Origin of the sequence: Streptomyces sp. NPDC007971 (assembly GCF_042958635.1) — a bacterium.
GTDB lineage: Bacteria > Actinomycetota > Actinomycetes > Streptomycetales > Streptomycetaceae > Streptomyces.
This window is the reverse complement of the sequence record NZ_JBIBJK010000004.1, coordinates 133,786-159,017: the sequence shown is the minus strand read 5'-3', so window position 1 is coordinate 159,017 and position 25,232 is coordinate 133,786. Positions and strand designations below refer to the sequence as shown.

Here is a 25,232-nt window from a genome sequence, read left to right as displayed (position 1 = left end):
CATCCGTGTGCGTCGCCCGAGTTCGCCGACCTGAGGGGGAAACTGATGACCACCACCGCCCAGCCGTTCCTGCACATACCCGCCGCCGACCTGCTCCAGGCGCTGGCGTCCCACACCGAAGAGGACCTGAAGGTCTTCCGGGAGGCCTGGGAGGACCTGCCCGTGGACGCCTATCTGAAGGACGGTGCCGACTACCGGCGCCGCCGCTACGGCTCGTTCCGCGGCGTGGACCGCCTGGCGCCCGACACACAGGGCGCCTTCCACCAGTCCGTCGAGGTCAACGCACTGCACGGCGGTGTCGACCGGCACTTCCCGCCGCTCGCCGAGGAGTTCGCGTCCTCCGGCGTGCTGCGCACCCTCGTCTCGGCCCTCGCCGACCGGCTGCCCGGCGCGTTCGACCGGGAGACGGGCGGCGTCGGCATCCACCAGATCCGCATCGTCGCCACCCGCGACGCCCAGGGCCTGCCCGCCCCGGAGGGCGTCCACGAGGACGGCCACCACTTCGTCGCCCAGGTCTTCATGGGCCGCAGCGGTGTCCAGGGCGGTGCCTCGCAGATCTACGACCGCGAGCACCGTCCGCTGCTGCGCACCACGCTCACCGAGCCGTTCGAGACGATCGTCATCGACGACCGGCGCGTCTTCCACGGCGTCGACGCGATCGAACCCGCCGACGGGCACCGCTTCGGCATCCGCGACATGCTGCTCGTCGACTTCTTCCCGCGCGATGACCGCTGACGTCTCGCCCCGGGCAGGGGCGGGGGCTGTCCCCGACGGCTTTCTGCGTGAACTCGCCGAGCGCCTGCCCGCCGCCCGCACCGACGCCCTGACCAGGTCCGCGTACACCGCCGACGCGTCGATCTACCGGGTCGTGCCGGCCGCGGTCGTCGAACCCCGGGACGCCGAGGAGGCCGCCACCGCCGTGGCGGTCGCCGCGGCCCACGGAGTCGGGGTCACCTCGCGCGGCGGCGGCACCTCCATCGCCGGCAATGCCATCGGCCCCGGCCTGGTGCTGGACTTCTCCCGGCACATGAACCAGGTCCTGGAGATCGACCCGGACGCCCGTACGGCGACCGTCCAGCCCGGCGCGGTGCTCGGCGCCGTGCGGGCCCGCGCCGCCGAGCACGGGCTCACCGTCGGCCCGGACCCGTCGACGTACTCGCGCTGCACCATCGGCGGGATGATCGGCAACCACGCCTGCGGTCCGCACTCCGTGGCCTGGGGCACCACCGCCGACATCACCGAACGCATCGACGTGCTGCGCGCCGACGGACGGCTGCTCAGCCTGGGCGCGGGCACCACCGGCGACCAGGAGCTGGACGCCCGGCTGCGCGACCTGCGGGACGCCCGTCTCGCCACGATCCGCACCGAGCTGGGGCGGTTCAGCCGGCAGGTCTCCGGCTACGGGCTGCACCGGCTGCTGCCCGAGCAGGGCTTCCACGTGGCCCGCTCCCTGGTCGGCTCCGAGGGCACCTGCGGCATCGTCCTCGGCGCGACCGTCGGCCTGGTGCCGGTGCCCGCCGCCCGGGTGCTGCTGGTCCTCGGCTTCCCGGACGTGTACGACGCCGCCGCTGCCGCCCCCGCCCTGGCGCGCACCGGTGCGCTGACCGTCGAGGGCATGGACGCCGCCCTGGTGGACGCGCTGCGCTCGCGGCCGGGCCGGGCCGAGGGCGTCGACCTGCTCCCGCCCGGAGGAGCCTGGCTGTACTGCGAGATCGAGGGCACCGACCCGGCGGACGCCGAGGCCCGGGCCCGGCGCATCGGACGGGAGACCGGAGCCCGTTGGGAGGTGTTCGCGGACTCCGCACGCACCGACGCCCTGTGGAGCATCCGGCGCAACGGCGCCGGCATCGCCACCCGCATGGCCGACGGGCGGGAGGCCTGGCCCGGCTGGGAGGACTCCGCCGTACCCGCCGAGAACCTCGCCGGATACCTGAAGGACCTGCACGCCCTGATGGACGAGCGCAAGCGGCAGGGCACCATCACCGGCCACTTCGGCGAGGGCTGTCTGCACCTGCGCGTCGACTGGGACCTCACCAGCGAGGCCGGCATCGCCGACTACCGCACCTTCATCGAGACGGCCGCCGACATCGCCGTGAAGCACGGCGGCTGTGCCTCGGGCGAGCACGGGGACGGGCGGGCCCGCTCCGAGCTGCTCACCCGCACCTATTCACCCGAACTCCTCGCGGCCTTCAAGGAGTTCAAGAACATCTGGGACCCGCAGGGGCTGCTCAACCCGGGCATCCTGGTCGACCCCGCCCCCCTGGACGCCTCCGTGCGCCCCGGGCCCGGCCACGACCGGCACTCCCTGCCGCTGCTCACCCTCTCCGCCGACCGCGGCTCGATGGCGGGCGCCGTGCGCCGCTGCATCGGCGTCGGCAGCTGCCGCAACGCCACCGGCGCGATGTGCCCGTCCTTCCAGGCCACCGGCGACGAGGTGCACTCCACCCGCGGCCGGTCCCGGGTGCTGGGCGAGATGCTGCGCGGCGAGACCCTCCCGGACGCCTGGCGTTCCGACGAGGTCCGCGAGGCGCTCGATCTGTGCCTTTCCTGCAAGGCGTGCAAGAGCGAGTGCCCGGTCAACGTCGACATGGCCGCGTACAAGGCGGAGTTCCTGCACCAGCACTACAAGGGACGGCTGCGGCCCCGGGCCCACTACGTGCTGGGCTGGCTGCCGCTGCTCGGCCGGCTCGCCTCCCTCGTGCCGGGGGCGGTCAACGCGCTCGCAAGGCGGCCGCGGATCGCCCGGGGGCTGTCCCGGCTCGCCGGGCTGGAGACACGGCGGGGACTGCTCGGTGTCGCGCCCCGCACGTTCCGCCAGTGGTTCCGTGCCCGCAGGAAGCCGACCGGCCCCACGCGGGAGACGGTCGTGCTGTGGCCGGACACCTTCTCCAACTTCCTCGACCCGTCCGGCGCGCAGGACACCGTCGAGGTGCTGGAGGCCCTCGGCTACGAGGTCGTCCTGCCCGACGGCCCGGTCTGCTGCGGCCTGACCTGGTACTCCACCGGTCAACTGGGCGTGGCCCGCGGCGTGTTGGATCGCTCCCTGAAGTCGCTGGAGCGGCATCTGGCGGCAGGCCGTACCGTGGTCGGCGTCGAGCCGTCCTGCACCCAGGCGCTGCGCGAGGAGTCCGTGGAACTGCTGCCCGATTCGCCGACGGCGCGCCGTCTGGCGCAGCAGACCACCACGCTCGCCGAACTCGTCGCCCGGCACGACGGCGACTGGCCCTTCGGCACCCTGGACACCGAGGCCGTGCTCCAGCCGCACTGCCACACCGAGGCAGGCCCCGGCCACGGCGCCGAGCTGGAGGTCCTGAAGCGGCTCGGCGTGGACACGGACGTGGTCACCGCGGGCTGCTGCGGCCTCGCCGGCAACTTCGGCTACGAGCCCGGCCACTGGGAGGTTTCCCGGTCCTCGGCGGAGCGCGAGCTGTACCCGAAGGTGAGGGCCGCCGACGACGGCACCGCGATCGTCGCCGACGGATTCTCCTGCCGTACCCAGATCTCCCAGGGCACGGACCGCCGGGCGACGCATCTGGCCGCGCTGCTGCGCAAGGCCCTGACGACCGGACGCACCACACCAGCACAGCGAAAGAACGGGTGACGCATGCGCATCGTGAGGTACCAGGAGACGGAGTCCGGAGAGCGCCCGGGCGCTCCCGGCACGGGAGGCGTCTCGTACGGCATCCTCGGCACCGACGGGCTGATCACCCCGCTGGACGGCGGTCCCTACGGGGACCGCCGCCCCGGCGCCGGTCCCGTCCTGACCGCGGACGCGGTGACGCTGCTCGCCCCCGTGGAGCCCACCAAGGTCATCGCGGTCGGCCGCAACTTCGCCGCGCACGCGGCCGAACTGGGCAACCAGGTGCCGGAGCGGCCGCTGATCTTCCTCAAGCCGTCCACCAGCGTGATCGGCCCGGGGGCGGACATCGTCTTCCCCGGGTACACCGAGGAACTCCACCACGAGGCGGAGCTGGCGGCCGTCATCGGCGTGCGCTGCCGCGATCTGCAGCCCGAGGAGGTGCCGGCCGCCCTGCTCGGCTACACCTGCGCCAACGACGTCACCGCACGCGACCTGCAAAAGCCGGACGGACAGTGGTGGCGGGCCAAGGGTTCGGACACCTTCTGCCCCCTCGGCCCCTGGGTGGAGACCGAACTGGACACGGCCGCACTGCGCATCACCGCCACCGTCAACGGCGAACTCCGCCAGGAGGGCGGCACCCACCAGATGGTCCGCCCGGTGAACGAGCTGGTCGCCCACATCAGTGCGGCCATGACCCTGCTGCCCGGCGACGTGATCCTCACCGGCACCCCGGCGGGCGTCTCCCGGATGCACCCCGGCGACGTCGTGACGGTCGCGGTCGAGGGCCTGGGCGAGCTCACCAATCCCGTGGTGGAGGCCGTATGACCGCCGTCCTCGGGGTCTTCCTCGTCCTCACCCTGGCCTCCGTCATCCGCACCACCGCGGGTTTCGGTTTCTCCCTGGTCGCGGTGCCGCCGCTGACGCTGCTGCTCGACCCGGTGACCGCCGTCGTCGTGGCCGCGATCATGGCGCTGCCGCTGAGCCTGTGGATCGCGGTACGGGACTGGCGGCACGTGGACAAGCGGATCACCGCCGTCTCGCTCGGCGCGGGCCTGGCGGGCGTGCCGTTCGGGGTGTGGCTGCTGCACGAGCTTCCCGCGCGCGCCCTGTCGCTGGTCATCGCCGCCGTCGTGCTGCTGTGCACGTTCATGGTGTGGCGCCGCGTCAGCGTGCGCGGCGGGCTCGGCGCCGTCGCCTGGATCAGCGCGTTCTCCGGCGCCTCCTTCGCCTCGACCGGTATCGACGGCCCGCCGATGGTCGCCGCGATGCAGAGCCTGCGGCTGGAGCCGCGCGTCCAGCGGGCCACGCTCGGTGTGGTCTTCTCCGGCACGAGCACGGCGTCGCTGGCCGGCTTCGGGCTCAGCGGACAGCTCACCGCCCAGGTCGGGTGGGCGCTGCTCGCCGGTGTGCCCGCCCTGTTCATCGGGATCTTCGTCGGCGAGCGCATCTTCGCCCGCTTCGACTCCGAACGCTTCCGGCAGGCCGTCCTCGGACTGCTCGTCGTCAGCTCGGTGTCGGTGCTGGCGGGGGTGGTCGCAGGCTGACCGGACCCCCCGCCGTCCTCTCTTCGCACGACCTTTCAGACAGATGGGAGCCCCGCATGCGCCTGGCCGCACGCGCACACTCCGTGTCCGGATCCAAGACCTCCGGTACCCGCAACAAGGCCGAGGCCCTGCGCGCCCAGGGCGTCGAGATCATCAACTTCGCCGCAGGTGAACTGGACCTCGCCCCGCCCGCCGAGGTCCTGCGCGCCCTGCACACGGCCGCCGACGGCGACACGCACCGCTACACCGACACCGCCGGACTGCCCGCTCTGCGCACGGCCCTCGCCGAACGCATCAGCCGCCTGTCCGCGGTGCCGTACGAGGCGGGCGAGGTGATCGTCACCACCGGAGCCAAGCACGGCCTGCACCTCGCCGCGCTCGCCCTGCTCGACCCGGGCGACCAGGCACTGGTCCCGAACCCGGGCTGGGGCACCTTCGCCGCCCAGATCCGTATCGCGGGTGGCGAGCCGGTGGCGGTGGATACCTCCGACACCGGGTTCGTGCCGGACGTGGACCGCCTGGAGGCGCTGCGCACACCGCGCACCCGGATGCTCGTCCTCAACACCCCGAACAACCCCACCGGCGCCGTCTGCCCGCCGGAGCAGCTCGCCCGCATCGCCGCCTGGGCCGTCGCCCACCGGGTGTGGATCGTCTTCGACGAGTGCTACGGCGAACTCGTCCTGCCCGGCGTCACCCACGCCCACCCCGCCGCCCTGGTCCCCGAGGCTCGCGAACTGACCATCGGCATCGGCTCGTTCTCCAAGAGCTTCGCCGTCACCGGCTGGCGGGCCGGCCATGTGCACGGACCGCGCCCGCTGATCGACGTCCTGAAGAACCTGCAGAGCCACACCGCGTCGAACGTCACCAGCGTCGTCCAGCACGCGCTGCTGCCCGCCGCCCGCGGCGAACTCGACGGCTTCACCGCGCAGGCCCGCGACATCCTCGCCCGCCGTCACGCCCGCGTCGCCGAGGCTCTGACCACGATCGGCCACATCCGCCCCGCCGCCACACCCCAGGGCGCCTTCTACTACTTCCTCGACGTCCGCCAGGTCCTCGGCCGCAAGATCGGCGGCGTCCCCGTCCCGGACACCGACACCCTCACGGGCGTCCTCATGGAACAGGCCCGCATCGCCGTCACCCCGGGCACCGCCTTCGGCGCCGAGGGGTTCGTGCGGCTGTCGTACGCGATCGCCGAGGACCGGATCGCCGAAGGGCTCGACGCGCTGCGGGAGGTGATGACCCATGTCGAATGAACCCCTCGTGCTGTACTTCGGTGCCGTCCAGCGGCCCGAGTTCTACTCGGGGCTGCTCGACTCCGGCGTCGCGCTCGGCGTGCTGCGGGACTCCGACAGCGTGCACACCCTCGAACCGGAGGAGTTCGCCCTCGTCGAGCGGACGCGGTTCGCCGACGGCGCCGACGCGGTCGCCCGGTGCATCGAGCAGATCGGCCGGCGGTGGCGGATCGAGGCCGTGCTGAACGTCGACGAGACACTCGTGCAGCTGTGGGCCGAGGTCTGCGCACGGCTCGGGCTGCCGGCGATGAGCGGCGAGGCCGCGGCGGCCGTGCGCAGCAAGAGCGAGATGCGGCGGCGGTTCGCCGAGCACATCGGGGAGCACGCCTCGGCCCGCTCGGCCGTCGTCACGAGCGAGGAACAGGTGCTGGCGTTCGCCGCCGGCACCGGCTACCCGGTGGTGCTCAAGCCCGGCAACCTGTGGGGCAGCTACTTCGTCTCCCGCTGCGAGAACGCCGCCGAGCTGACCGCCGCCTACCGCGAACTTGCCGCCACCCTCCCGGAGTTCAGTGCCGGACAGCGGGTCACGGACACCCCGGCGGAGATCCTCGTCGAGGAGTTCCTCACCGGCACCAACCACTCCGTGGAGTGCCTCGTCCTCGACGAGCGGGTGTGGACGACCCCCGTGGTCGACGTCGTCACCGGCACCGACCTCGGCGGCACCGACTTCCACCACTTCGCCCGGGTCACCGCCACCCGCCTCACGCCCGCCGAGCGGGAGCGGATGCGGGCCCTGGCCGCCGACGCGGTGCGCGCCCTGGGCATCCGCCGGGGTCTCGCCCATGTCGAGTTCGTCCACGGCCCCACCGGCCCCCGTCTGATCGAGGTGGCCGGCCGCCCCGGCGCCAACCGTGCCCCGCTGCTGCGCGAGGCCTACGGCATCAACCTCATCGCCGGCTACCGGGACGTCCTGCGCGGCGTGGAACCCTCGGTCGAGCCGGTGCGGGACGGCGCCGCCGCGGTCGTCACGCCCTACCCCGAACGGGCCGGGACGCTGGTCGAGTACGCCGGCCTGGAACGGGTGCACGCCCTGACGTCCACCGCGCAGGTCGACGTGTACAAGCACCCCGGCGATCTGGTCCAGCCCCGTCACGAGGGCGCCGGATCACCGCTGCGGATCGAGCTGCGCGCCGACTCGCCCCGGCAACTCCTCGCCGATCTGGACGAGTTGCGCAGACTGTGCGAGGACCTGTTCGTGGTGCGGGAGGTGCAGGACGGCGGGGCCCGGGAGGCCGGTTTGACGGGTGCCGGCCCGGCGGGTACGGACCCGGAGTCGGCCGGATGCCCGGAGGCCGGCGGATGAGCGTGCGGCATGTGGTGTTCCTGGAGAGCAACCTCACCGGCAGCGGCTACGAGGCGATCGCCGCCGCCCGTCGGGCCGGGCACCGGATCACGTTCCTCACCCGGGACCTGCCGATGTACCTGGCGCCGGGGCACGAGCGCCTGGACCTCTCCCTCGTCGACGAGGTCGTCACCTGCGAGACCAACGACCCGGACGCCGTCGTCGCCGCCGTGCGGGGCCTCGGCCGTCCGGCGGACGCGATCGTCGCCGTCGGCGAATGGCACATGATCAGCGGCGCCGTGGCCTCCCGCGCCCTCGGGCTGCCCGGCCCCGACCCGGACGGCGTCCGCGCGGCCCGCGACAAGTCCGCCACCCGCCTGCGGTGCGCGTCGGCAGGCGTGCCGGTGCCGGGCTTCGCCCGCGTCGAGCGGCCGGAAGAGGTGTACGGCCTCGCCCTGGCGTACCCGTGCGTGGTCAAACCCCTCGACGACGGCGGCAGCAACGGCGTACGCCTGTGCCGCGACATGGACGAGGCCGCCGATCACGTACGGCTGCTGCTGAAGGACACCCACAACGAGCGCGGCCAGCGCAAGATCCCCGCGGTGCTCGTCGAGGAGTACGTCGACGGGCCCGAGGTCAGCGTCGAGATGCTGGTGCGCGGCGAGGAGGCGGCCGTCCTCGCCGTCACCGCCAAGGAACTGGGCGAACTGCCGTACTTCTGCGAGACGGGACACCAGGTTCCCGCCGCCCTGGGCTCCGGCCTGGACGAGCAGTGTGCGGACGTGGCCGTGCGGTCGCTGCGCGCCGTCGGATTCGACTTCGGCGCCGCCCACGTCGAACTGCGGCTGGCCGCCGCCGGACCCCGCCTCATCGAGATCAACTGCCGCCCGGCCGGCGACCGGATCACCCGGCTCGTCGCGCTCAGCACCGGTGTGGACATCCCCGCCGAACTGGTGGCGATGTACCTGGAGGGGAACGACCCCCGCCCCCTGCCCGTGCCGGGCCGCCACGGGGCCGCCGCCGTCGCCTTCCTGCCCGCCCAGCAGGGCGTCGTGACCGCCGTCGCCGGAGCCGCCACGGCGGCCCGGCAGCCCGGAGTGGTCGACGTCGGCCTGTACGTCGAGCCGGGCACCCGCGTGCCCGCGCTGCCCAACAACACCGCCCGCTACGGGCACGTCGTCGCCGTCGCCCCCAGCGGGCGGGAGGCACTGCGGCGGGCCCGTACGGCGGCACAAGCCGTCAGCGTGAGCGCATCCGTCTGACGCCCCACCCCGTTCCACCCGTCCCATCTCACCCGGAGGAGCACCGCCATGCTCAAGTCCACTCCACACCCCTCCTTCCGTACGGTCCTCGCCGCCCGTCGTGCCGCCGGGAGCGCGGTACGGGTCGCCGGCGCGCACGACGCGCTGGGCGGCCGGCTGGCCGAGGCCGCAGGGTTCGACGCCGTCTGGGCGTCCAGCCTGGAGGTGTCCGCCGCGCGCTGCCTGCCCGACGCGAGCGTGCTGACCATGACCGAGTACCTGGAGGCCGCGGCCCACACCCAGAAGGCGCTCGGCATCCCGGTCGTCGCCGACGTCGACACCGGCTACGGCAACAACCTGAACGTGGCCCACATGGTCCGCGAGTACGAGGCCGCCGGGATCACCGCCGTCGCCATCGAGGACAAGCAGTACCCGAAGATGAACAGCTTCGTCGCCACCAGCCACACCCTCCTGGACACCGGGACCTTCAGCTCGAAGCTGCGGGTCGCCAAGCAGGCCCAGCGCACCGAGGACTTCTTCGTCATCGCCCGCACCGAGGCGCTGATCGACGGACTCGGCGTGGAGGTCGCCCTGGAGCGCTGCCACGCGTACGTCGACGCGGGCGCCGACGGTGTGCTCGTGCACTCCAAGAAGCCCACCAACGAGCAGGTGCTGGCCTTCCTCGCGGAGTGGGGCGACCGGGCACCGGTGGTGGTCGTCCCGACGACCTACCCCGACTGGCACATCGACGACGCCGTCAAGGCCGGCGTGTCCACCGTCATCTACGCCAACCAGGGCCTGCGCGCCACCATCCGCGCGCTGCGCGAGACCTACGGCACGATCGTCGAGCGGGGCGCCACCACCGATCTCGAGGACCGCATCGCCTCCGTGAAGGACATCTTCGCCCTGCAGAGCCTGGCCGACTGGCAGGAGCTGGAATCGGCATGACGGCCGTGCGCTCCCCGTCCGGGCGCCCGGGAGGGCGGGGACCCATGCCGCCGGTGTTCTGGCTGCTGTTCGCCGGCACGCTGCTGAACCGGCTCGGCATTCTCGTCCCCGCCTTCCTCTCCCTGTTCCTGGCCGCCGAGACGGGGCTGTCCACGAACGCCATCGGCGTGCTGGTCGGGTTGTGGGGGGCCGGGTCGGTGGCGGGCTCGCTGCTGGGCGGGGTGCTGGCCGACCGGCTGGGCCCGCGGGCGGCGGTGCTGGTGTCGCAGGCGGTATCGCTGGCCGCCTCCGCCGCCCTGGCCTGCACCCAGCGGGCCGCGGTGCTGGCCGGGGTCGTGGTGCTGTCCGGCTGCGCCTCCACCGTGCACAAGCCGGCCGGCGCGGTGGTCGTCTCCGGAGCGCTGCCCGGGGCCGGCCATGTGCGGGCGTTCGGTCTGCTCTACTGGGCCTCCAACATCGGGGCCGCCGTGTCGCCGGCGGTCTCCGGAGTGCTGCTGGAGCGGGGCGCGCTCTGGCTGGTCGCCCTCAATGCCGCGACCGCGGTGGGCTACTGCCTGATCGCGCTGCGGCTGCCGGGTCGGGAGGCGGGGACGGGCGGCGGGGCGGGGGCCGGCGAGGCGCGTTCCCCCGGGCGGGGCCTGCTCGCACCCTTTTGCTCCGGGCCCGTCGCCCGCTTCCTGTTCCTGTCCTTCTGCCTCGCCCTGATCTACCTCCAGAAGCAGTCGACGCTGCCCCTGGACATGGCCGGGCACGGGCTGGCGCCCCACACCTACGGCCTGGTCGTCTCCCTCAACGGCCTGCTGATCATCGTGCTCCAGCCCGTCCTGTCCCGGGTGGCCGAACGGCTCGGCATGGACGCCCAGTTCGTCCTCGCCGGGCTGCTGATAGCGATCGGCTTCGGCGCCAACTCCGTCGCCGGGAGCGCGTGGTCGTACGCCGCCGCGCTCACCGTGTGGACCCTGGGCGAGATCCTGCTGGTGCCGCAGGCGTCCGCGTTCCTGGTGCGGCACGCCCCCGAGGGCCGGGCGGGTTCCTACCAGGGCGCGTACCAGTTCGTGTGGAACCTGGGCCTGGTGCTGGGCGCCCCGCTCGGCATGACCGTGCGCGACGCGTACGGCGGGGACGTGCTGTGGACGGGATGCCTGGTGCTGGGAGTGGGGGTGGTGACCGCCTACGCCGGGTACGCCCGGCGGGCCGGGAGGGAGACTGCGGGGCGTGGCCGGGGCGCGGAGCCACCGGATCAGTCCGGCGAGCAGAGGGACGACAGGAAGGGGACCCGGTGCGCCTGATCCGGGCCGGGGACCCTTTCCGCAACCGTGGCCCGGACCCTCCCCGCAACCGGGCCGGGGACCCTCTCCACAGCCGTGGCGGGGACGCTCTCCGCCGTCCGGGCCGGCTCCGCGTCCCCCTCCAGGACCCCCGACTTGGCGATGAGGTACCCGAGCTGCGCACGGCTGCGGCTGCCGAAGCGCGCCGAGAGCCGGGCGATGTACTCCTGGCAGCGCCGGACGCTGATCCCTAACTGCTGTGCCGTCACCGCGTCCTTGTCGCCGGCCACCACGTGCCGCATGATGGCCAGCTCCAGTTCGTCGGTGATCCGCGCCGTCACCTTGTCCCGGCCCGGCGGCGTGAAGGGAACGGCACGGATCCAGGACCGTTCGAAGGCCAGGGCGAGGAAGGAGACGACCGCCGGGATACGCACCTCCACGGCGACCGTGCGGTCCGCGGTGCTGGGGATGAACGCGACCTTGCGGTCGAAGACGATCAGCCGGTCGAAGTTCTCGTCCAGCGTGCGCACCTCGGCGCCGTACTCCTCGACGGTGCGGACAAAGGCGCGCGTGGTGGCGCTGGTGCGGGCGTTGTGCTGGTAGATCGTCTTCATCCGGGCTCCCCGGCCGAGCATGGCGAGCGTCGGCGGTAGCGAGGCCGCCAGCACCTCCGCGGAGCGGGGGCCGCCCGGCTGCGAGGTAAGGATCTCCTGGCTGCACTCGCGAGTGGCCATCTCGATGGCGGCGTTGATGTGGGCGAGACCCGAGTGCACCTCGTACCCGCCGGAGTCCCGGTGCAGCCGGTACGCCTCCACGGCCGGGGCCAGCGCCTCCTGGGTGTGCAGCAGCCGGCCGAGTACCTCCTGCGCCTCACCGAGGATCTCGCTCGCACGCCGGCCGCAGACGAGGCCGGGATTGACGGCCATGTACGTCGCGTGGTCGGTGCCCTCGCCGGCCGTGTCCGCCGTGTCGTCGCCCCCGCTGCGGTGCAGCAGTCCGCTCGCCACCAGCCGCCGTACCGCGTCCGGCGGTGCCGTTCCGTCGATGGGCCCCGGCAGCCGGGGCAGCAGCGAGGAGTAGACATCGATGTCTTCCTGCCGCAGCGGCACCCCGTCCGGCGAGCTGGTCGGCACACCCAATTCCTTCACGTTTCCCCCGTATTCGGTCATCGACCCGTCATCTTTGGTAAAAGTTATCCGCCGTGACGCCACGCCACACTTGACAGCCCTGTGACGACGGTCTCTTCGTCGCGTGCGCCGGCGACGCGTCGCGCGCGGTGGTGAAGGCGCGTCCGTCGCCGTCTACCGTCCTGAGCTCCCATGGGGATTTGATCATGTCGGTCCGGAGTCCGCCCCTCCCGGGGGTGGCCGGACCGGCGTGCCGTGCCCATCGAGCGCGTCCATTTCTTCAGCTGATGCTAGAAATAGACCATGAAGAGGCGGTTCGGCCTGTTCAGTGCGCGGCCCGCCCCCGCACGCGCCGAGGCGCTCCCGGCCGCCGAGGGCCGCCATCGCCTCCCGCCGGGCCTGCGCAGCGTTGCGGGCCAGATGTTCGTCCTGCAGCTGGTCATCCTGGTTCTGTTCGGCGCGGCGGCCGTGACGGCGCTGGTCCTGCAGGCCCAGCAGGCGAGCCTGGCCGAGGCCCGGGCGCGCTCGCTCGCCGGTGCCGAGTCCTTCGCCAACGCCCCGGGCACGCTCGCCGCCATGCGTTCCGCCCACCCGAGCGCGCTGCTCCAGCCCCGGGCGGAGGCTTCCCGCAGGGCATCGGGGGTCGACTACGTCGTCGCCTTCAGCCCGGCCGGCTACCGGTGGTCGCACCCCGACCCCCACCTGATCGGCAAGCATGTGACCGGCACCTACGGCCAAGGCCTTGCCGGGCACCGGTACACCTCCACCTTCCGCACCCCCGTGGGGCAGGCCGTGGACACGACCGTCCCGGTCCTCGACGGACACGGCAAGGTCGCCGGGCTGGTCTCCGTCGGCATCACGGTCCGCAACGTGAACGCGCGCGCGATGCGGCAGATGCCGCTCCTGCTGGGGGCCGGCGCGGGCGCCCTGGTGCTGGCGACCGCCGGATCGGCGCTGGTGAGCCGGCGGCTGCGGCGCCAGACCCACGGCCTCGAACCGGCCGAGCTGCGGCGGATGTACGACCACCACGACGCCGTGCTGCACGCCACCCGCGAGGGCGTGCTCATCCTCGACCGGAACGGCGTGCTGCTGCTCGCCAACGACGAGGCACGGCGCCTGCTCGGCCTGCCCGCGGACGAGCCCGGGCAGCACGTCGCCGCCCTCGGCCTCGGACCGGGCCTGACCGCACTGCTGTCCGGCGGGCGGCCCGTCACGGACGAGGTGTGCGAGGCCGGTGACCGGCTGCTGGCGGTGAGCCTGCGGCCGACCGCGCCCTACGGCGGCCCGCCCGGCAGCGTCGTGACGCTGCGGGACACCACCGAACTGCGGGCCGTCGCCGGCAAGGCCGCCGTGGCCGAGCACCGGCTGCGGCTCCTCTACGACGCCATGACCAGGATCGGCACCACCCTCGACGTGGCCCGCACGGCCGAGGAACTCACCCGGTTCACGGTCCCCCGGTTCGCCGACTACGCCAGCGTCGACCTGGTCGACTCGATCCAGCGGGGCGGCGAGCCGGAGGGCACGATGATGCGCCGTACCGCCCTCACCGGCATCCACGAGGAGCATCCGCTCTACCCGGTCGGCACGCTCACCGACTTCGGCTCCGAGACCCCGCAGGCGATCGGCTTCGGAACCGGCGAGCCCGTGCTGGAGGCCGACATGCGCGCCCTGAGCGGATGGCAGGACCAGGACCCCGTCAACGCCCGCAGGATCATCGCCCACGGCATCCACTCGATGATGGTGATCCCGCTGCGCGCCCGCGGCATCCTCATGGGCGTGGCCAGCTTCTGGCGCTCCGAACGGCCCGAACCCTTCGAGGAGGAGGACGTGGCGGTCGCCGAGGAACTGGTGGCCCGGGCCGCGCTCGCCGTCGACAACGCCCGCCGCTACACGCGCGAGCACACCACGGCCGTCACCCTGCAGCGCAGCCTGCTGCCGCGCCGCATGCCCGAGCAGTCCGCCCTGGACGTGGCCCATCGCTACCTGCCCGCCCGGGCCGGGGTGGGCGGGGACTGGTTCGACGTCATCCCGCTGCCGGGGGCGCGGGTGGCGCTGGTCGTCGGCGACGTGGTCGGGCACGGTCTGCACGCGGCGGCCACCATGGGCCGGCTGCGCACTGCCGTCCTCAACTTCTCCGCCCTCGACCTGAGCCCCGACGAACTGCTGGCCCGCCTGGACGAACTGGTCGGCCGGATCGACAGCGACGAGACGAGCGAGGCCGGCGCGGGCATCGCCGGAGCCACTTGCCTGTACGCCCTCTACGACCCGGTCGCCGGGCGGGCCACCCTCGCCCGGGCCGGTCACCCCGGACCGGCCGTGGTCCTGCCCGACGGCACCGCCTCCTTCCCCGACGTACCGGTCTGCCCGCCGCTCGGCCTGGGCGAAGGCATGCCGGTGGAGACACTCGAACTGCCCCTGCCCGAAGGCTCGCGGCTGGTGCTGTACACCGACGGTCTCGTCGAGGACCGCGACCGGGACATCGACTCGGGCCTGGCGCAGCTGCGCGCGGCGCTGGCCGGGAACGCCGGCCGTACCCCGGAGGAGACCTGCACCGACATCCTCCGCACGGTGCTGCCGGACCGGCCGAGCGACGACGTCGCCCTGCTGGTGGCCCGCACCCGGCTGCTGGACCGCGACCGGATCGCCGAGTGGGAGGTGCCCGCCGAGCCGGCGGCCGTGGCCCCGGTCCGCTCCGCGTGCGCCCGCACCCTGGACACCTGGGGGCTGTCGGACCTCGGCTACACCACCGAGCTGATCCTCAGCGAACTGATCACCAACGCGATCCGCTACGGCTCCCCGCCCGTCCGCGTCCGGCTGCTGCGTGACCGCCACCTGATCTGCGAGGTCTGCGACGGCAGCAGCACCGCACCGCACCTCAGGCGCGCGGCGGACACCGACGAGGGCGGCCGCGGCCTCTTCCTGGTCGCCCGGCTCACCGCCCGCTGGGGCACCCGCTACACGGCGCGCGGCAAGGTGATCTGGGCGGAGCAGTCCCTGAACGCCGACCGCCGGGAACCGGCCGCCGACACCGCCGAGGACCTCCTGGACCAGTGGCACGACGACGAGTGGGACGACGCCACCTCCTAGCCACGCCGCCACCTCCCTGGCGCCGCCGCTTCCTGCCGGTCACGGGCGGTTCCTGCCGGTCATGGCGTCTTTGCCGGCCACGCCGGCTCCTATGGGCACCACGGTCACGGCGGGATGCGTTGCCGTGGCGGCCCAGGGCGGGGCGCGTTGCCATGGTGGACCCGGGCGGGACGCGTCGGCTGGACCCGGGCGGGACGCGTCGCCGTGGCGGGCCCACACGACCGCGTGCCGGCTGCACGTCCGATTTCCGCCAGCCCGCCCCGCGCGCACGTCCCACACTGGAAGACGTGATGGACGAGGACACCAGGTACGAGGCAGTGCGCAGCCGGGACGGACGGTTCGACGGCGCGTTCTTCTTCGCCGTCGAGACGACCGGTATCTACTGCCGGCCCAGCTGCCCGGCGGTCACCCCGAAACGGCGGAACGTGCGGTTCTACCCCACGGCCGCCGCCGCACAGGGCTCCGGCTTCCGCGCCTGCCGCCGGTGCCGGCCGGACGCCGTGCCGGGGTCCGCCGAGTGGAACGTGCGCGCGGACGCCGTCGGCCGGGCCGTGCGCCTGATCGCCGACGGCGTCGTCGACCGCGAGGGCGTCGCGGGTCTCGCCTCCCGGCTCGGCTACAGCGCACGCCAGGTGCAGCGGCAGCTCACCGCCGAACTCGGCGCCGGACCCGTGGCCCTGGCCCGCGCCCAGCGCGCGCACACCGCCCGGGTGCTGCTGCAGACCACCGACCTGCCGGTCACCGAGATCGCGTTCGCGTCCGGGTTCGCCAGCGTGCGGCAGTTCAACGACACGATCCGCGAGGTGTACGACGCGACACCGACCGGCGTACGGGCCGCGGCACCCCGGGGCAGGGGAGCCCGCCGGGCCACCCCCGGCGCCGGCATCCCCCTGCGGCTCGCCCACCGCGGCCCCTACCAGGTCGGCGCCGTCTTCGACCAGCTGGCGCGGGAGGCCGTACCCGGCGTCGAGGAGGTGAGCGGCACCCCGGGCGGCCGTACCTACCGGCGCACCCTGCGGCTGCCGTACGGCACCGCGATCGTCGCCGTCCAGGAGCGCACCGGGACACCGAAGGCGACCGGCGGCACGCATCCCGGCGGGTGGCTGGACGCACGGCTGCACCTGACCGATCCGCGGGACCTGACGACCGCCGTGCAGCGGCTGCGGCGGCTGTTCGACCTCGACGCCGACCCGTACGCGGTGGACGAACGGCTCGGCGCCGACCCGCAGCTCGCCCCGCTGGTCACGGCCCGGCCCGGCCTGCGCTCGCCCGGCACCGTCGACCCGCTGGAGCCCGCCGTACGGGCGCTGGTCGGGGTGGCCGGAGCCGAGAGCCTGGTCCGGCGGTACGGCAAGGCGCTCGACGCCCCCTGCGGCAGCCTCACACACCTCTTCCCGGAGCCCGCCGCCCTCGCGGGGAGTGCGAGCGAGGACGGGTCCGAGTCCCCGTCCGGCCACACGCTGGGCGCGCTCGCCGCCGCCCTCGCCGACGGGACCGTGCACCTGGACCCGGGCGCCGACCGGGACGGCGCCGAGGCCGCACTGCTCGCCCTGCCCGGCATGGACCCGGCCGTCGTCGCCGCCGTCCGCGTGCGCGCCCTCGGCGATCCCGACGTGGCCCCGCCCGGCGCGGACGTCCCGGAGGCCTGGCGGCCGTGGCGGTCGTACGCCGTCCAGCACCTGCGCGTCGCAGGGGAGTGGAGGAACTGATGGAGGGAGTAGAGGGACTGATGGAGGGAGTGGAGGGACTGATGGAGACGGTCTACTGGACCGGCGTGGACGGCCCGCTCGGCCGGCTCCTGCTCACCGCCGGACCGGACGGCGCGCTCACCTCGTTGTCCGTGCCCGGGCAGAAGGGCGGCCGGGTCGTCCAGGACGGCTGGCGGCAGGACCCCGGGCCCTTCCGGGCGGCGGGGGAACAGCTCGCCGCCTACTTCGCCGGCGAACTCGAGGATTTCCGTCTGCCGCTCAGCACCCACGGCACCCCGTTCCGGGAGCGGGTGTGGGCCGCGCTCGACTCCGTGCCGTACGGCGCGACCACCACCTACGGCGAGATCGCCGCGCGCCTCGGCGCGTCCCGTGCCGCCGTCCGGGCCGTCGGCGGTGCGATCGGCGCCAACCCCCTGCTCATCGTGCGCCCCTGCCACCGGGTCATCGGCGCCGACGGCTCACTGACCGGCTACGCGGGCGGACTGGACCGGAAGGTGCGGCTGCTGACCCTGGAGGGCGCGCTCCCGGACCGCTGCCCCTGAAAGGCACGCCGACCGGTCCCGCCCGTGCCCCGGGGCGTGTGCGCCGACCGATCCGGTGACCCTGGAGGCACGCCGGCCGGCCCCATGACCACCCCGGGGGGGGCGCCGACCCGTCCGGTGACCGTGGAGAGCCGGCTTTCCGCTCCCGTGACCGGGGAGGGCCTGCCTGAAGGTGGGCTTGCCGGGCCGGTGTCCCTGGAACGTGGGCTGCCCGGTCCGGCATCCGTGGAGGGCGCTCTTCCCTGTCCGGCCCCTCCTTGCCGCCCCCCCCCGCGGCGGAGGGACGCCGATCGGTACCGCCCGTCCGGCACGGCGGCTCGTGGCCCCCGACCGAGGGCCTACGCCGACCGGGTGGACCGCGAATGATGTTCCGGCCCCCTGTCCCCGCCGTGTGGGACGGTCGCCTCCGGCAGGCGACGAAAGGGCAGGCACACATGGTCAAGGTCGGACAGGTCCTGGTGGCGCTCCTGGTCGCGTTGCTGCCGGAGACGACCGCGGCCGCCGTCGCCGAACCCGCGCCGCCGCCGTGGACCGGCAGCTGGGAGACCGCACCCCACGGCACCACGGCCGCCCTTCCCGGTGCCGCCATCCGCAACGTCGTCCACCTCAGCGTCGGCGGCACCGCCGTGCGGATCAGGATCAGCAACCGGTTCGGCATCGCACCGCTGCAGCTCGGCGCGGTCACGGTCGCGCTGCGCCGCGCCGCCGGGGCGGACGCCGTGCCCGGCACCCTGCGCACCGCCACCTTCAGCGGCGCCCCGACGGTCACGGTCCCGGCGGGCCAGGACCTGTTCACCGACCCCCTCCCGCTGTCCGTGCCGGCCGGCGCGGACCTGCTGGTCACCGTGCTCACCCCGGTCGACAGCGGCCCGGCCACCTACCACCGCAGCGCCCTGCAGACCAGCTACCTGGCCTCCGCCGCCCACGCGGCCGACGAGAACGGCTCCGCGTACACGACGGCGGTCAGCTCCTGGTACTACGTCACCGGCGTCGACGTCCTCGGCGACGCCGCCGGCAGCGTCGTCGCCTTCGGCGACTCCCTCACCGACGGCACCGGCTCCACCCCCGACACCAACCACCGCTGGCCCGACCGGCTCGCCCAGCGCCTGAGCGGCGCCCGGCTCGGCGTCCTCAACGCAGGCATCGCCGGCAACCGGCTGCTGCGCGACGGCACCGGACCGAGCGCCCTGAACCGCCTGGACGCCGACGCCCTGGACCGCGCCGGGGTGCGGGTCCTGGTCGTGCTGGAGGGCATCAACGACATCAAGGGATCCCCCGAGGCGACCGACCCCGCCGCCTTCGCCACCGCCTACCGCACCCTCGTCGCCCGCGCCCACGCCCGCGGCATCCGGGTCGTCGGGGTCACCCTCACCCCGTACGGCGGCTACTCGGGCTACACGCCGGCTCGCGAGGCGGTACGGCAGCAGGTCAACGCGTTCATCCGCACCGGCGGCGCCTTCGACGCGGTCGCCGACGCCGACGCGGCCGTCCGTGACCCGGCCGCCCCCGAGCGCATCCTGCCGGGTTACGACCCGGGCGACCACCTGCACTTCAACGACGCGGGCATGCGCGCGGTCGCCGACACCGTCGCAGCCGCCCTGGTCCGCGAACCGACCGCGGCCGCAGGCCCGGCACCGATCGCCCGCTGACCACCCGCCGACTGCCCGACCCACCGGGCTGCGCTGCGGTTGTGCGCCGGTTGCCCAGGGTCCCGGGAAGCGCTTCGACCGTGGGCCGGTTGTCCAGCGCTGTGCGGCGTGCTGCGCTTGCCTGACGCCTGACGCCTGACGCCTGACGCCTGACGCCTGACGCCTGACGCCTGACGCCTGACGCCTGACGCCTGACGCCCGACGCCCGCCCTTCCCTCTGGCGCCGAGCCGCCCCGCCGCCCCCGTCAGCCCCACACCACCGCGCCCAGCCACGCCCCCGCGATCAGCAGGCAGGCGAACAGCTCGGCGAGCACGCTGGAGCCGCCCGAGCGCATCGTGGTGCGCAGGGCGGCCATCGCCTCGCCGTGCCTGCCGAGCCGCAGACGCTCGTGCAGGTAGATGCCCGCCATGAAGCCCGGCACCGCGCCCAGCACCGGAACCAGGACGAAGCCGAGGAGCGCGCCGACACCGGCGTACACCCCCATGCGGGGCGTCGCACCGCTCGCCCGCAGCCGGCGCGGCGGCAGCATCCAGCGCACCACCAGGGACAGGAGCAGCACCGCGGTGGCCCCGACCAGGACACCCCAGGCGAGCGGCCGCGGGTCCTTCAGCGCCCACCACAGGACCGCGGCCCACACCAGCCAGGACCCCGGCACCCCGGGCACCAGCACTCCGCACAGGCCGACCACCAGCACCACGCCGACCAGCAGGAGTTCCCACGCTCCCATCTGCCCAGAGTGCCGGAGGACCGAAGAAGCCGCAGGTCAGCGAGAGCTCTCGCGGGACACCCAGCCCCGCTCGTAGGCATGCCAGCCCAGCTGCAGCCGGGTCGTCACCCCGGTCAGCACCATCAGCCGCTTCACCCGCCGCTGCACGGTCCTCAGGCCCAGGTCGAGCTGCTTGGCCACGCTCGCGTCGGTCAGCCCGGCCAGCAGCAGCGACAGCACCTCCAGATCGGTCGCGTCCGGGCCGTCGGGCCGCTGTTCGGTCACCCCGGACGCGCCCAGTCTCAGCGGCAGCGCCTCGCGCCACACCGACTCGAACAGCCCGGCCAGCAGCTCCAGCAGTCCGCTCGCGTGCACCACGAGCGCGGCCGGCTCGGCCGAGCGCGAGGTGAGCGGCACCATGGCGAGGGAGCGGTCGGCGATCACCAGTTTCGTCGGCACCCGGTCCACCACCCGCACCTGCTCGTTCCGGCCGAGCGCCGCCGTGAGTTCGGTGAGCCCGTCCGGCAGGTCCAGCACCGACCGCTCGACCGCCACGCGGTAGCGGACCCCGCGCCCGGCCGCCTGCTCCTCGGCCTCGTTGTCCGTCCCGGAGACCACCACCGGATTTCCGGTGACCAGCGCGCACACTTCCTCGGCGGCCCCCAGCTGGAGCTGGAGGAAGCGCTGCGCGACCGCCGACGCACCGGTCACCACCTCCACCAGATCGTGCACCTCGGGCTCGGCGGCGGCGGCCCGGTACTCCTCGGCGAGCAGCGCTGCCGCCAGCTCCGCCTGCTCCAGCTCGTGCCGCTGCCGGGTGAGCAGCGCGCCCAGCGCCACCCCGGGCGGTGCGGCCACCCAGCGGCCCGGGCGGGCCGGGGACTGGGCCGCCAGGCCCTGCCGCTCCAGCCGGCGCAGCGCGCGCTCGGTGTCCGGCTCGGCCAGCGACAGGCGCCGTGCCAGATCGGCCACCTCCGCGGCGCCCACGGACACCAGCGCCCGGTACGCCGCCTCGTGCGTCCCGTCCAGGCCTATCGCTGCCAGCATCGCCCCGCGTCCCTCCCTTGAGAACCAGCCCTCCGAGCGATGGCGCCCTGGCGGAAAACGGCCATGGCGCAAACCCGCCGTCGCCCATCATCGTCGTACCGGCGGTGACTCTGCCAAGGTGGCAGCACCTGGGACGCACGGCCGGGCGCACGGCTCACAGCCGCCTCCCAGGAAACCAAGCCACCATCGGGCCACTCGGCCGGTGCCTCGGCGGCACCGGTCGCGCGAGCCGGTGACTCGGGCCCGGACGTGCGCGGGCGCGCGCGAAGGGGATGCGGGGCCGGGTCACCCCGGATGTCGCCGGGCGGTCCTCCCGTGGGGGGTGGGGCCGTCCGGCGGCCATCATCCTTCTCCCGTACGGGAGTTCGGGCTGTCCCCCGATACGTCGTTCGACGCGGGCTCGTGCGCCGGATTTTCCCCATGCCCCGTTTCCAACCGGCCCGTGCGGTGGACAATTAGGGGCATGAGCCAGCAGGGGGGCAGCCCCGCCCGTCACGAGGACGACTGGTGGGGCCAGCTGTACGACGACGCCACCGAGGACACCGGCCCCACGGCCGGGTCCGATTCCCTGGACGACCGCTTCACCTCGGCGAGGAACGCCGTGACGGGGCGGCCCGGCGGGTCAACGGGGGGCACGTCTCCCCGGGATCCGCGTGCGGAACCGCGCAGGGAGCCCGCGGTCCCCCTGCAGCGGGCGGCGTCACCGGCGTCACCGGCGTCACCGGCGTCACCGGCGACGCCGCCCGCCGCGACGGGACGGGACGCCGCGCCGCCTCCGGCCGGACAGGGCACCGCACCACCCCCGGGCACGGCACCGCCCCGGCAGCGCGCCCCCTGGGAACCTCCGGCCGACGAGCCCGGGTCCTCGGCGACCTTCCCGCCCCCGCCGGCCGAGGACGGGGACCGGATGCAGGCCCCGCCCGCTGCGGGCAGGCCCTTTGCCCCGCCCCGCGTGGACCGGCCCTCCCCACCGCCGCATGCGGACGGATTCCCCGCCCCGCCCCGTGCGGACCGGCTCACCGCACCAGCCGCCCCGCCCCGCGTGGACCGGCCCTCCCCACCGCCGCATGCGGACGGATTCCCCGCCCCGCCCCCCGCGGACCGGCCCCCCGCACCAGCCGCCCCGCCCTCAGCGGCCCTGTCCTCACCGCCGCCCCCGCCCCCGCCGCCCTCCTCCCTCGACTACGTCGGTTCCGGCCCCCCGACCTACGACCCCGAGCCCACCGCACTGCCCGCCGCCGACCCCGACGACCTCGGTGAACTGGTCGCCGACACCGTCCTGGACGGCGCCCGGTACGGGGCCTGCACGCTGCGGGCGGTGTCGCTGCGTGGGGACTCGGGGCGGTACCGGGGCGAGCCGCGCCGGGACGCACTGCTCACCGCGCGGTTCGGGACGGGGGAGCAGGCGCTGCTGCTCGTCGCGATGGCGACCGGCGCGCGGGCCGCACCGGGCGCGCATCTGGCCGCGGCCGAGGCCTGTCGGCTGATCGGACGGGCCGTGGGCCGCAGCCATCGAAGCCTGGTCGCGGACATCCGGGCCGCCCGGCGCGGCGAGCTGAAGTCCGGACTGCACCGCCTGACGGACCGCAGCCTCGGCCGACTGCGCGCCGGCGCGCTCGAACAGGGCCTGGATGCCGAGGAGTACACGGCGAGCCTGCGCTGCCTGCTGCTGCCCGCCGACCCGGACTGCCGGACCCGGGTGTTCTTCGGCGCGGGCGAAGGGGGCCTGTTCCGGCTGCGGGACGGCGAGTGGCAGGACGTCGAGCCGCGCGTGTCCGCCGCCGAGGCCGGCGGACCCGTCCTCGGTTTCGGCTCGCCGCCCGCCGAGACCCCGGAGGGCGACCGGCTCACCATGGACCTCGGCATCCCGACCCCGCCGAGCCCGTACGAGCCTGCCCCCGAACCGCCCCGGGAGCCGTTCCGCTTCCGCGCCTCGGTAGCCCGTCCGGGTGATGTGCTGGTGATGTGCACCGGCGGCCTGGCCGATCCGCTGCGCGGGGAGGCCGCCCTCTGTGCCTACCTGGCCCGCCGCTGGTCCCGCCGCGCGGCGCCGGGCCTGGCCGCGTTCCTCGCGGACGCCCAGGTACGGGTCAAGGGCTACGCCGACGACCGTACGGCGGCGGCCGTGTGGGAGGCGTAACCGCGGCCCCTGTGGATTGATGGAACGGGAGACGCGCATCCCGGGACATCGAAGGGGCAGACGACCGCCATGGCCAAACAGAACGTCGCCGAACAGTTCGTCGACATCCTCGTCCGCGCCGGCGTGCGCCGCCTCTACGGCGTCGTCGGGGACAGCCTGAACCCGGTTGTGGACGCCGTCCGCCGCAACGCCGCCATCGACTGGATCCATGTGCGCCACGAGGAGACCGCCGCCTTCGCGGCCGGCGCGGAGGCCCAGGTCACCGGGAAGCTGGCCGCCTGCGCCGGCTCCTGCGGCCCCGGCAATCTGCACCTCATCAACGGCCTGTACGACGCCCACCGCTCCATGGCCCCCGTGCTCGCCCTCGCCTCGCACATCCCCTCCAGCGAGATCGGCCTCGGCTACTTCCAGGAGACCCACCCGGACCGGCTGTTCCAGGAGTGCAGCCACTACAGCGAGCTGATCTCCAGCCCGAAGCAGATGCCACGGCTGCTGCAGACCGCCATCCAGCACGCGGTCGGCCAGAGCGGGGTGAGCGTGGTGTCGCTGCCGGGCGACATCGCCGCCGAACCCGCCCCGGACAAGCCCCTGGAGAGTGCCCTCGTCACCTCCCGGCCCACCGTCCGGCCCGGTGACGCCGAGCTCGACCGGCTCGTGGAGATGATCGACAAGGCCGGCCGGGTCACCCTCTTCTGCGGCAGCGGCACGGCCGGCGCACACGCCGAGGTCATGCAGTTCGCCGGGCGGATCAAGTCGCCCGTGGGGCATGCGCTGCGCGGCAAGGAGTGGATCCAGTACGACAACCCGTACGACGTCGGCATGAGCGGGCTGCTCGGCTACGGCGCGGCCTACGAGGCCACCCACGAGTGCGACCTGCTGATCCTGCTCGGCACCGACTTCCCGTACAACGCCTTCCTGCCGGACGACGTGCAGATCGCCCAGATCGACGTGCGGCCCGAGGTGCTCGGCCGCCGCTCCCGGCTCGACCTCGCCGTGTGGGGCGATGTCCGCGAGACGCTGCGCTGTCTGATCCCGCGGGTGCGGGAGAAGACCGACCGGCGCTTCCTCGACAAGATGCTGAAGAAACACGCCGACGCGCTGGAGGGCGTGGTCAAGGCGTACACGCGCAAGGTCGAGAAGCACGTGCCCATCCATCCGGAGTACGTGGCCGCCGTGCTGGACGAGGTCGCCGCCGACGACGCGGTCTTCACCGTCGACACGGGCATGTGCAACGTGTGGGCCGCCCGCTACATCTCGCCCAACGGCCGCCGCAGGATCATCGGCTCCTTCTCGCACGGCTCGATGGCGAACGCGCTGCCCATGGCGATCGGCGCCCAGTTCACCGACCGGCGCCGACAGGTCGTCTCCCTGTCCGGCGACGGCGGATTCTCCATGCTGATGGGCGACTTCCTGACGCTGGTGCAGTACGACCTTCCCGTCAAGGTCGTGCTGTTCAACAACTCCTCCCTCGGCATGGTGGAGCTGGAGATGCTGGTGGCCGGACTGCCCTCGTACGGCACCGCCAACACCAACCCCGACTTCGCCGCCGTCGCACGGGCCTGCGGTGCCCACGGGGTGCGGGTGGAGAAACCCAAGCAGCTCGCCGGGGCGCTCAAGGACGCGTTCCGGCACAAGGGTCCCGCCCTGGTGGACATCGTCACCGACCCCAACGCCCTGTCCATCCCGCCGAAGATCAGCAAGGAGATGGTCACCGGGTTCGCGCTGTCCGCCTCGAAGATGGTGCTGGACGGCGGCGTCGGCCGCATGGTCCAGATGGCCCGCTCCAATCTGCGCAACGTCCCCCGGCCCTGAACGAGCCGACCGGAGCGGTGGTTTCCGGCCAGATTCACGCCGTGTGACGGCCCGTCGACCACCGCCGGCGGACGGCCGCGCCCTGCCGGGATGGGACGCCCGTGGCGTGGTACGGCGGTCCTGGCGGGTCCGGGGCGGGTGCGGGGGTGCCACGGGGCCGGCCGGGGGGCCGTACGGGTGTGGCCGAACAGACGGCCGTCGGCGGGGGGGCATGCGTGCCCACAAGAGCGTTGGGCATGGATTCCCGTGAACGTGTT

Annotated in this window: 18 protein-coding genes; 15 read left to right on the top strand and 3 right to left on the bottom strand. The window is 74.1% G+C overall.

Features of this window, described 5'->3' with window-relative positions:
- The first annotated feature begins 45 nt into the window (after positions 1-45).
- From ACFZCP_RS09915 to ACFZCP_RS09875, 9 genes are read left to right on the top strand one after another with little or no spacing between them, the layout of a single operon-like run.
- Entirely contained in the window at positions 46-735 is a 690-nt protein-coding gene (locus ACFZCP_RS09915) for a 2OG-Fe dioxygenase family protein (protein ID WP_391425730.1), read from the top strand.
- Positions 725-3,601 carry an FAD-linked oxidase C-terminal domain-containing protein gene (locus tag ACFZCP_RS09910; RefSeq protein ID WP_391425728.1) on the top strand — a complete coding sequence of 959 codons (2,877 nt, stop codon included), beginning with the start codon at positions 725-727 and terminating at the stop codon, positions 3,599-3,601. Before ACFZCP_RS09915 ends, ACFZCP_RS09910 begins: the two co-directional genes overlap by 11 nt.
- A gap of 3 nt (positions 3,602-3,604) precedes the next feature.
- Positions 3,605-4,405, top strand: coding sequence for a fumarylacetoacetate hydrolase family protein (locus tag ACFZCP_RS09905; RefSeq protein ID WP_391425727.1), 801 nt, complete (start codon positions 3,605-3,607; stop codon positions 4,403-4,405).
- Complete coding sequence (locus tag ACFZCP_RS09900) at positions 4,402-5,124, top strand: TSUP family transporter (RefSeq protein WP_391425725.1); 723 nt, start codon at positions 4,402-4,404, stop codon at positions 5,122-5,124. Before ACFZCP_RS09905 ends, ACFZCP_RS09900 begins: the two co-directional genes overlap by 4 nt.
- Before the next feature lie 56 nt (positions 5,125-5,180).
- Positions 5,181-6,377, top strand: coding sequence for an aminotransferase class I/II-fold pyridoxal phosphate-dependent enzyme (locus ACFZCP_RS09895; protein WP_391425723.1), 1,197 nt, complete (start codon positions 5,181-5,183; stop codon positions 6,375-6,377).
- On the top strand, positions 6,367-7,719 hold the full coding sequence (locus ACFZCP_RS09890) for an ATP-grasp domain-containing protein (RefSeq protein ID WP_391425721.1): 1,353 nt from the start codon (positions 6,367-6,369) through the stop codon (positions 7,717-7,719). Before ACFZCP_RS09895 ends, ACFZCP_RS09890 begins: the two co-directional genes overlap by 11 nt.
- Positions 7,716-8,960 carry an ATP-grasp domain-containing protein gene (locus ACFZCP_RS09885; RefSeq protein WP_391425719.1) on the top strand — a complete coding sequence of 415 codons (1,245 nt, stop codon included), beginning with the start codon at positions 7,716-7,718 and terminating at the stop codon, positions 8,958-8,960. The genes ACFZCP_RS09890 and ACFZCP_RS09885 overlap by 4 nt, the downstream gene beginning before the upstream one ends.
- Positions 8,961-9,008: 48 nt before the next feature.
- A complete protein-coding gene (locus tag ACFZCP_RS09880) occupies positions 9,009-9,887 on the top strand; it encodes an isocitrate lyase/phosphoenolpyruvate mutase family protein (protein WP_362684914.1) in 879 nt (292 codons plus the stop codon).
- Positions 9,888-9,931: 44 nt separating this feature from the next.
- The gene (locus ACFZCP_RS09875; RefSeq protein ID WP_391425717.1) at positions 9,932-11,176 is read left to right on the top strand and encodes an MFS transporter; all 1,245 of its coding nucleotides are present in this window, start codon (positions 9,932-9,934) and stop codon (positions 11,174-11,176) included.
- On the opposite strand, the gene ACFZCP_RS09870 is transcribed toward ACFZCP_RS09875, so the two are convergent.
- Positions 11,128-12,288, bottom strand: coding sequence for a LuxR family transcriptional regulator (locus ACFZCP_RS09870; RefSeq protein ID WP_391425715.1), 1,161 nt, complete (start codon positions 12,286-12,288; stop codon positions 11,128-11,130). The two genes, ACFZCP_RS09875 and ACFZCP_RS09870, sit on opposite strands and share 49 nt — an antisense overlap.
- Positions 12,289-12,585: 297 nt before the next feature.
- Between ACFZCP_RS09870 and ACFZCP_RS09865 the strand changes: the two genes are divergently transcribed.
- From ACFZCP_RS09865 to ACFZCP_RS09850, 4 genes are all read left to right on the top strand, one after another.
- Positions 12,586-15,369: a SpoIIE family protein phosphatase gene (locus ACFZCP_RS09865; RefSeq protein WP_391425713.1), complete on the top strand. Its 2,784-nt coding sequence runs from the start codon at positions 12,586-12,588 to the stop codon at positions 15,367-15,369.
- A 290-nt stretch (positions 15,370-15,659) separates the two neighbouring features.
- Positions 15,660-17,078, top strand: coding sequence for an AlkA N-terminal domain-containing protein (locus ACFZCP_RS09860; protein ID WP_391426194.1), 1,419 nt, complete (start codon positions 15,660-15,662; stop codon positions 17,076-17,078).
- A 41-nt stretch (positions 17,079-17,119) separates the two neighbouring features.
- Positions 17,120-17,620: a methylated-DNA--[protein]-cysteine S-methyltransferase gene (locus ACFZCP_RS09855; RefSeq protein ID WP_391426192.1), complete on the top strand. Its 501-nt coding sequence runs from the start codon at positions 17,120-17,122 to the stop codon at positions 17,618-17,620.
- 434 nt (positions 17,621-18,054) lie between these two features.
- On the top strand, positions 18,055-19,269 hold the full coding sequence (locus tag ACFZCP_RS09850) for a GDSL-type esterase/lipase family protein (RefSeq protein ID WP_391425710.1): 1,215 nt from the start codon (positions 18,055-18,057) through the stop codon (positions 19,267-19,269).
- Positions 19,270-19,514: 245 nt separating this feature from the next.
- On the opposite strand, the gene ACFZCP_RS09845 is transcribed toward ACFZCP_RS09850, so the two are convergent.
- Together ACFZCP_RS09845 and ACFZCP_RS09840 are read right to left on the bottom strand one after the other, a co-directional pair.
- Positions 19,515-19,997: a DUF456 domain-containing protein gene (locus tag ACFZCP_RS09845; RefSeq protein ID WP_362684926.1), complete on the bottom strand. Its 483-nt coding sequence runs from the start codon at positions 19,995-19,997 to the stop codon at positions 19,515-19,517.
- A 36-nt stretch (positions 19,998-20,033) separates the two neighbouring features.
- A complete protein-coding gene (locus ACFZCP_RS09840) occupies positions 20,034-21,023 on the bottom strand; it encodes a helix-turn-helix domain-containing protein (protein ID WP_391425708.1) in 990 nt (329 codons plus the stop codon).
- A 463-nt stretch (positions 21,024-21,486) separates the two neighbouring features.
- Between ACFZCP_RS09840 and ACFZCP_RS09835 the strand changes: the two genes are divergently transcribed.
- On the top strand, positions 21,487-23,163 hold the full coding sequence (locus ACFZCP_RS09835) for a protein phosphatase 2C domain-containing protein (protein ID WP_391425706.1): 1,677 nt from the start codon (positions 21,487-21,489) through the stop codon (positions 23,161-23,163).
- Positions 23,164-23,232: 69 nt separating this feature from the next.
- Positions 23,233-24,975, top strand: coding sequence for a pyruvate dehydrogenase (locus tag ACFZCP_RS09830; protein WP_391425704.1), 1,743 nt, complete (start codon positions 23,233-23,235; stop codon positions 24,973-24,975).
- The last annotated feature ends 257 nt before the right edge of the window (positions 24,976-25,232 follow it).

Bases quoted from the DNA above. Each gene is read 5' to 3' on its own strand.
- ACFZCP_RS09910 (WP_391425728.1), top strand. From the start codon at position 725: ATGACCGCTGACGTCTCGCCCCGGGCAGGGGCGGGGGCTGTCCCCGAC.
- ACFZCP_RS09890 (WP_391425721.1), top strand. From the start codon at position 6,367: ATGTCGAATGAACCCCTCGTGCTGTACTTCGGTGCCGTCCAGCGGCCC.
- ACFZCP_RS09845 (WP_362684926.1), bottom strand. From the start codon at position 19,997: ATGGGAGCGTGGGAACTCCTGCTGGTCGGCGTGGTGCTGGTGGTCGGC.
- ACFZCP_RS09885 (WP_391425719.1), top strand. From the start codon at position 7,716: ATGAGCGTGCGGCATGTGGTGTTCCTGGAGAGCAACCTCACCGGCAGC.
- ACFZCP_RS09905 (WP_391425727.1), top strand. From the start codon at position 3,605: ATGCGCATCGTGAGGTACCAGGAGACGGAGTCCGGAGAGCGCCCGGGC.
- ACFZCP_RS09835 (WP_391425706.1), top strand. From the start codon at position 21,487: ATGAGCCAGCAGGGGGGCAGCCCCGCCCGTCACGAGGACGACTGGTGG.
- ACFZCP_RS09900 (WP_391425725.1), top strand. From the start codon at position 4,402: ATGACCGCCGTCCTCGGGGTCTTCCTCGTCCTCACCCTGGCCTCCGTC.
- ACFZCP_RS09860 (WP_391426194.1), top strand. From the start codon at position 15,660: ATGGACGAGGACACCAGGTACGAGGCAGTGCGCAGCCGGGACGGACGG.
- ACFZCP_RS09855 (WP_391426192.1), top strand. From the start codon at position 17,120: ATGGAGACGGTCTACTGGACCGGCGTGGACGGCCCGCTCGGCCGGCTC.
- ACFZCP_RS09865 (WP_391425713.1), top strand. From the start codon at position 12,586: ATGAAGAGGCGGTTCGGCCTGTTCAGTGCGCGGCCCGCCCCCGCACGC.
- ACFZCP_RS09895 (WP_391425723.1), top strand. From the start codon at position 5,181: ATGCGCCTGGCCGCACGCGCACACTCCGTGTCCGGATCCAAGACCTCC.
- ACFZCP_RS09830 (WP_391425704.1), top strand. From the start codon at position 23,233: ATGGCCAAACAGAACGTCGCCGAACAGTTCGTCGACATCCTCGTCCGC.
- ACFZCP_RS09850 (WP_391425710.1), top strand. From the start codon at position 18,055: ATGGTCAAGGTCGGACAGGTCCTGGTGGCGCTCCTGGTCGCGTTGCTG.
- ACFZCP_RS09875 (WP_391425717.1), top strand. From the start codon at position 9,932: ATGCCGCCGGTGTTCTGGCTGCTGTTCGCCGGCACGCTGCTGAACCGG.
- ACFZCP_RS09840 (WP_391425708.1), bottom strand. From the start codon at position 21,023: ATGCTGGCAGCGATAGGCCTGGACGGGACGCACGAGGCGGCGTACCGG.
- ACFZCP_RS09915 (WP_391425730.1), top strand. From the start codon at position 46: ATGACCACCACCGCCCAGCCGTTCCTGCACATACCCGCCGCCGACCTG.
- ACFZCP_RS09880 (WP_362684914.1), top strand. From the start codon at position 9,009: ATGCTCAAGTCCACTCCACACCCCTCCTTCCGTACGGTCCTCGCCGCC.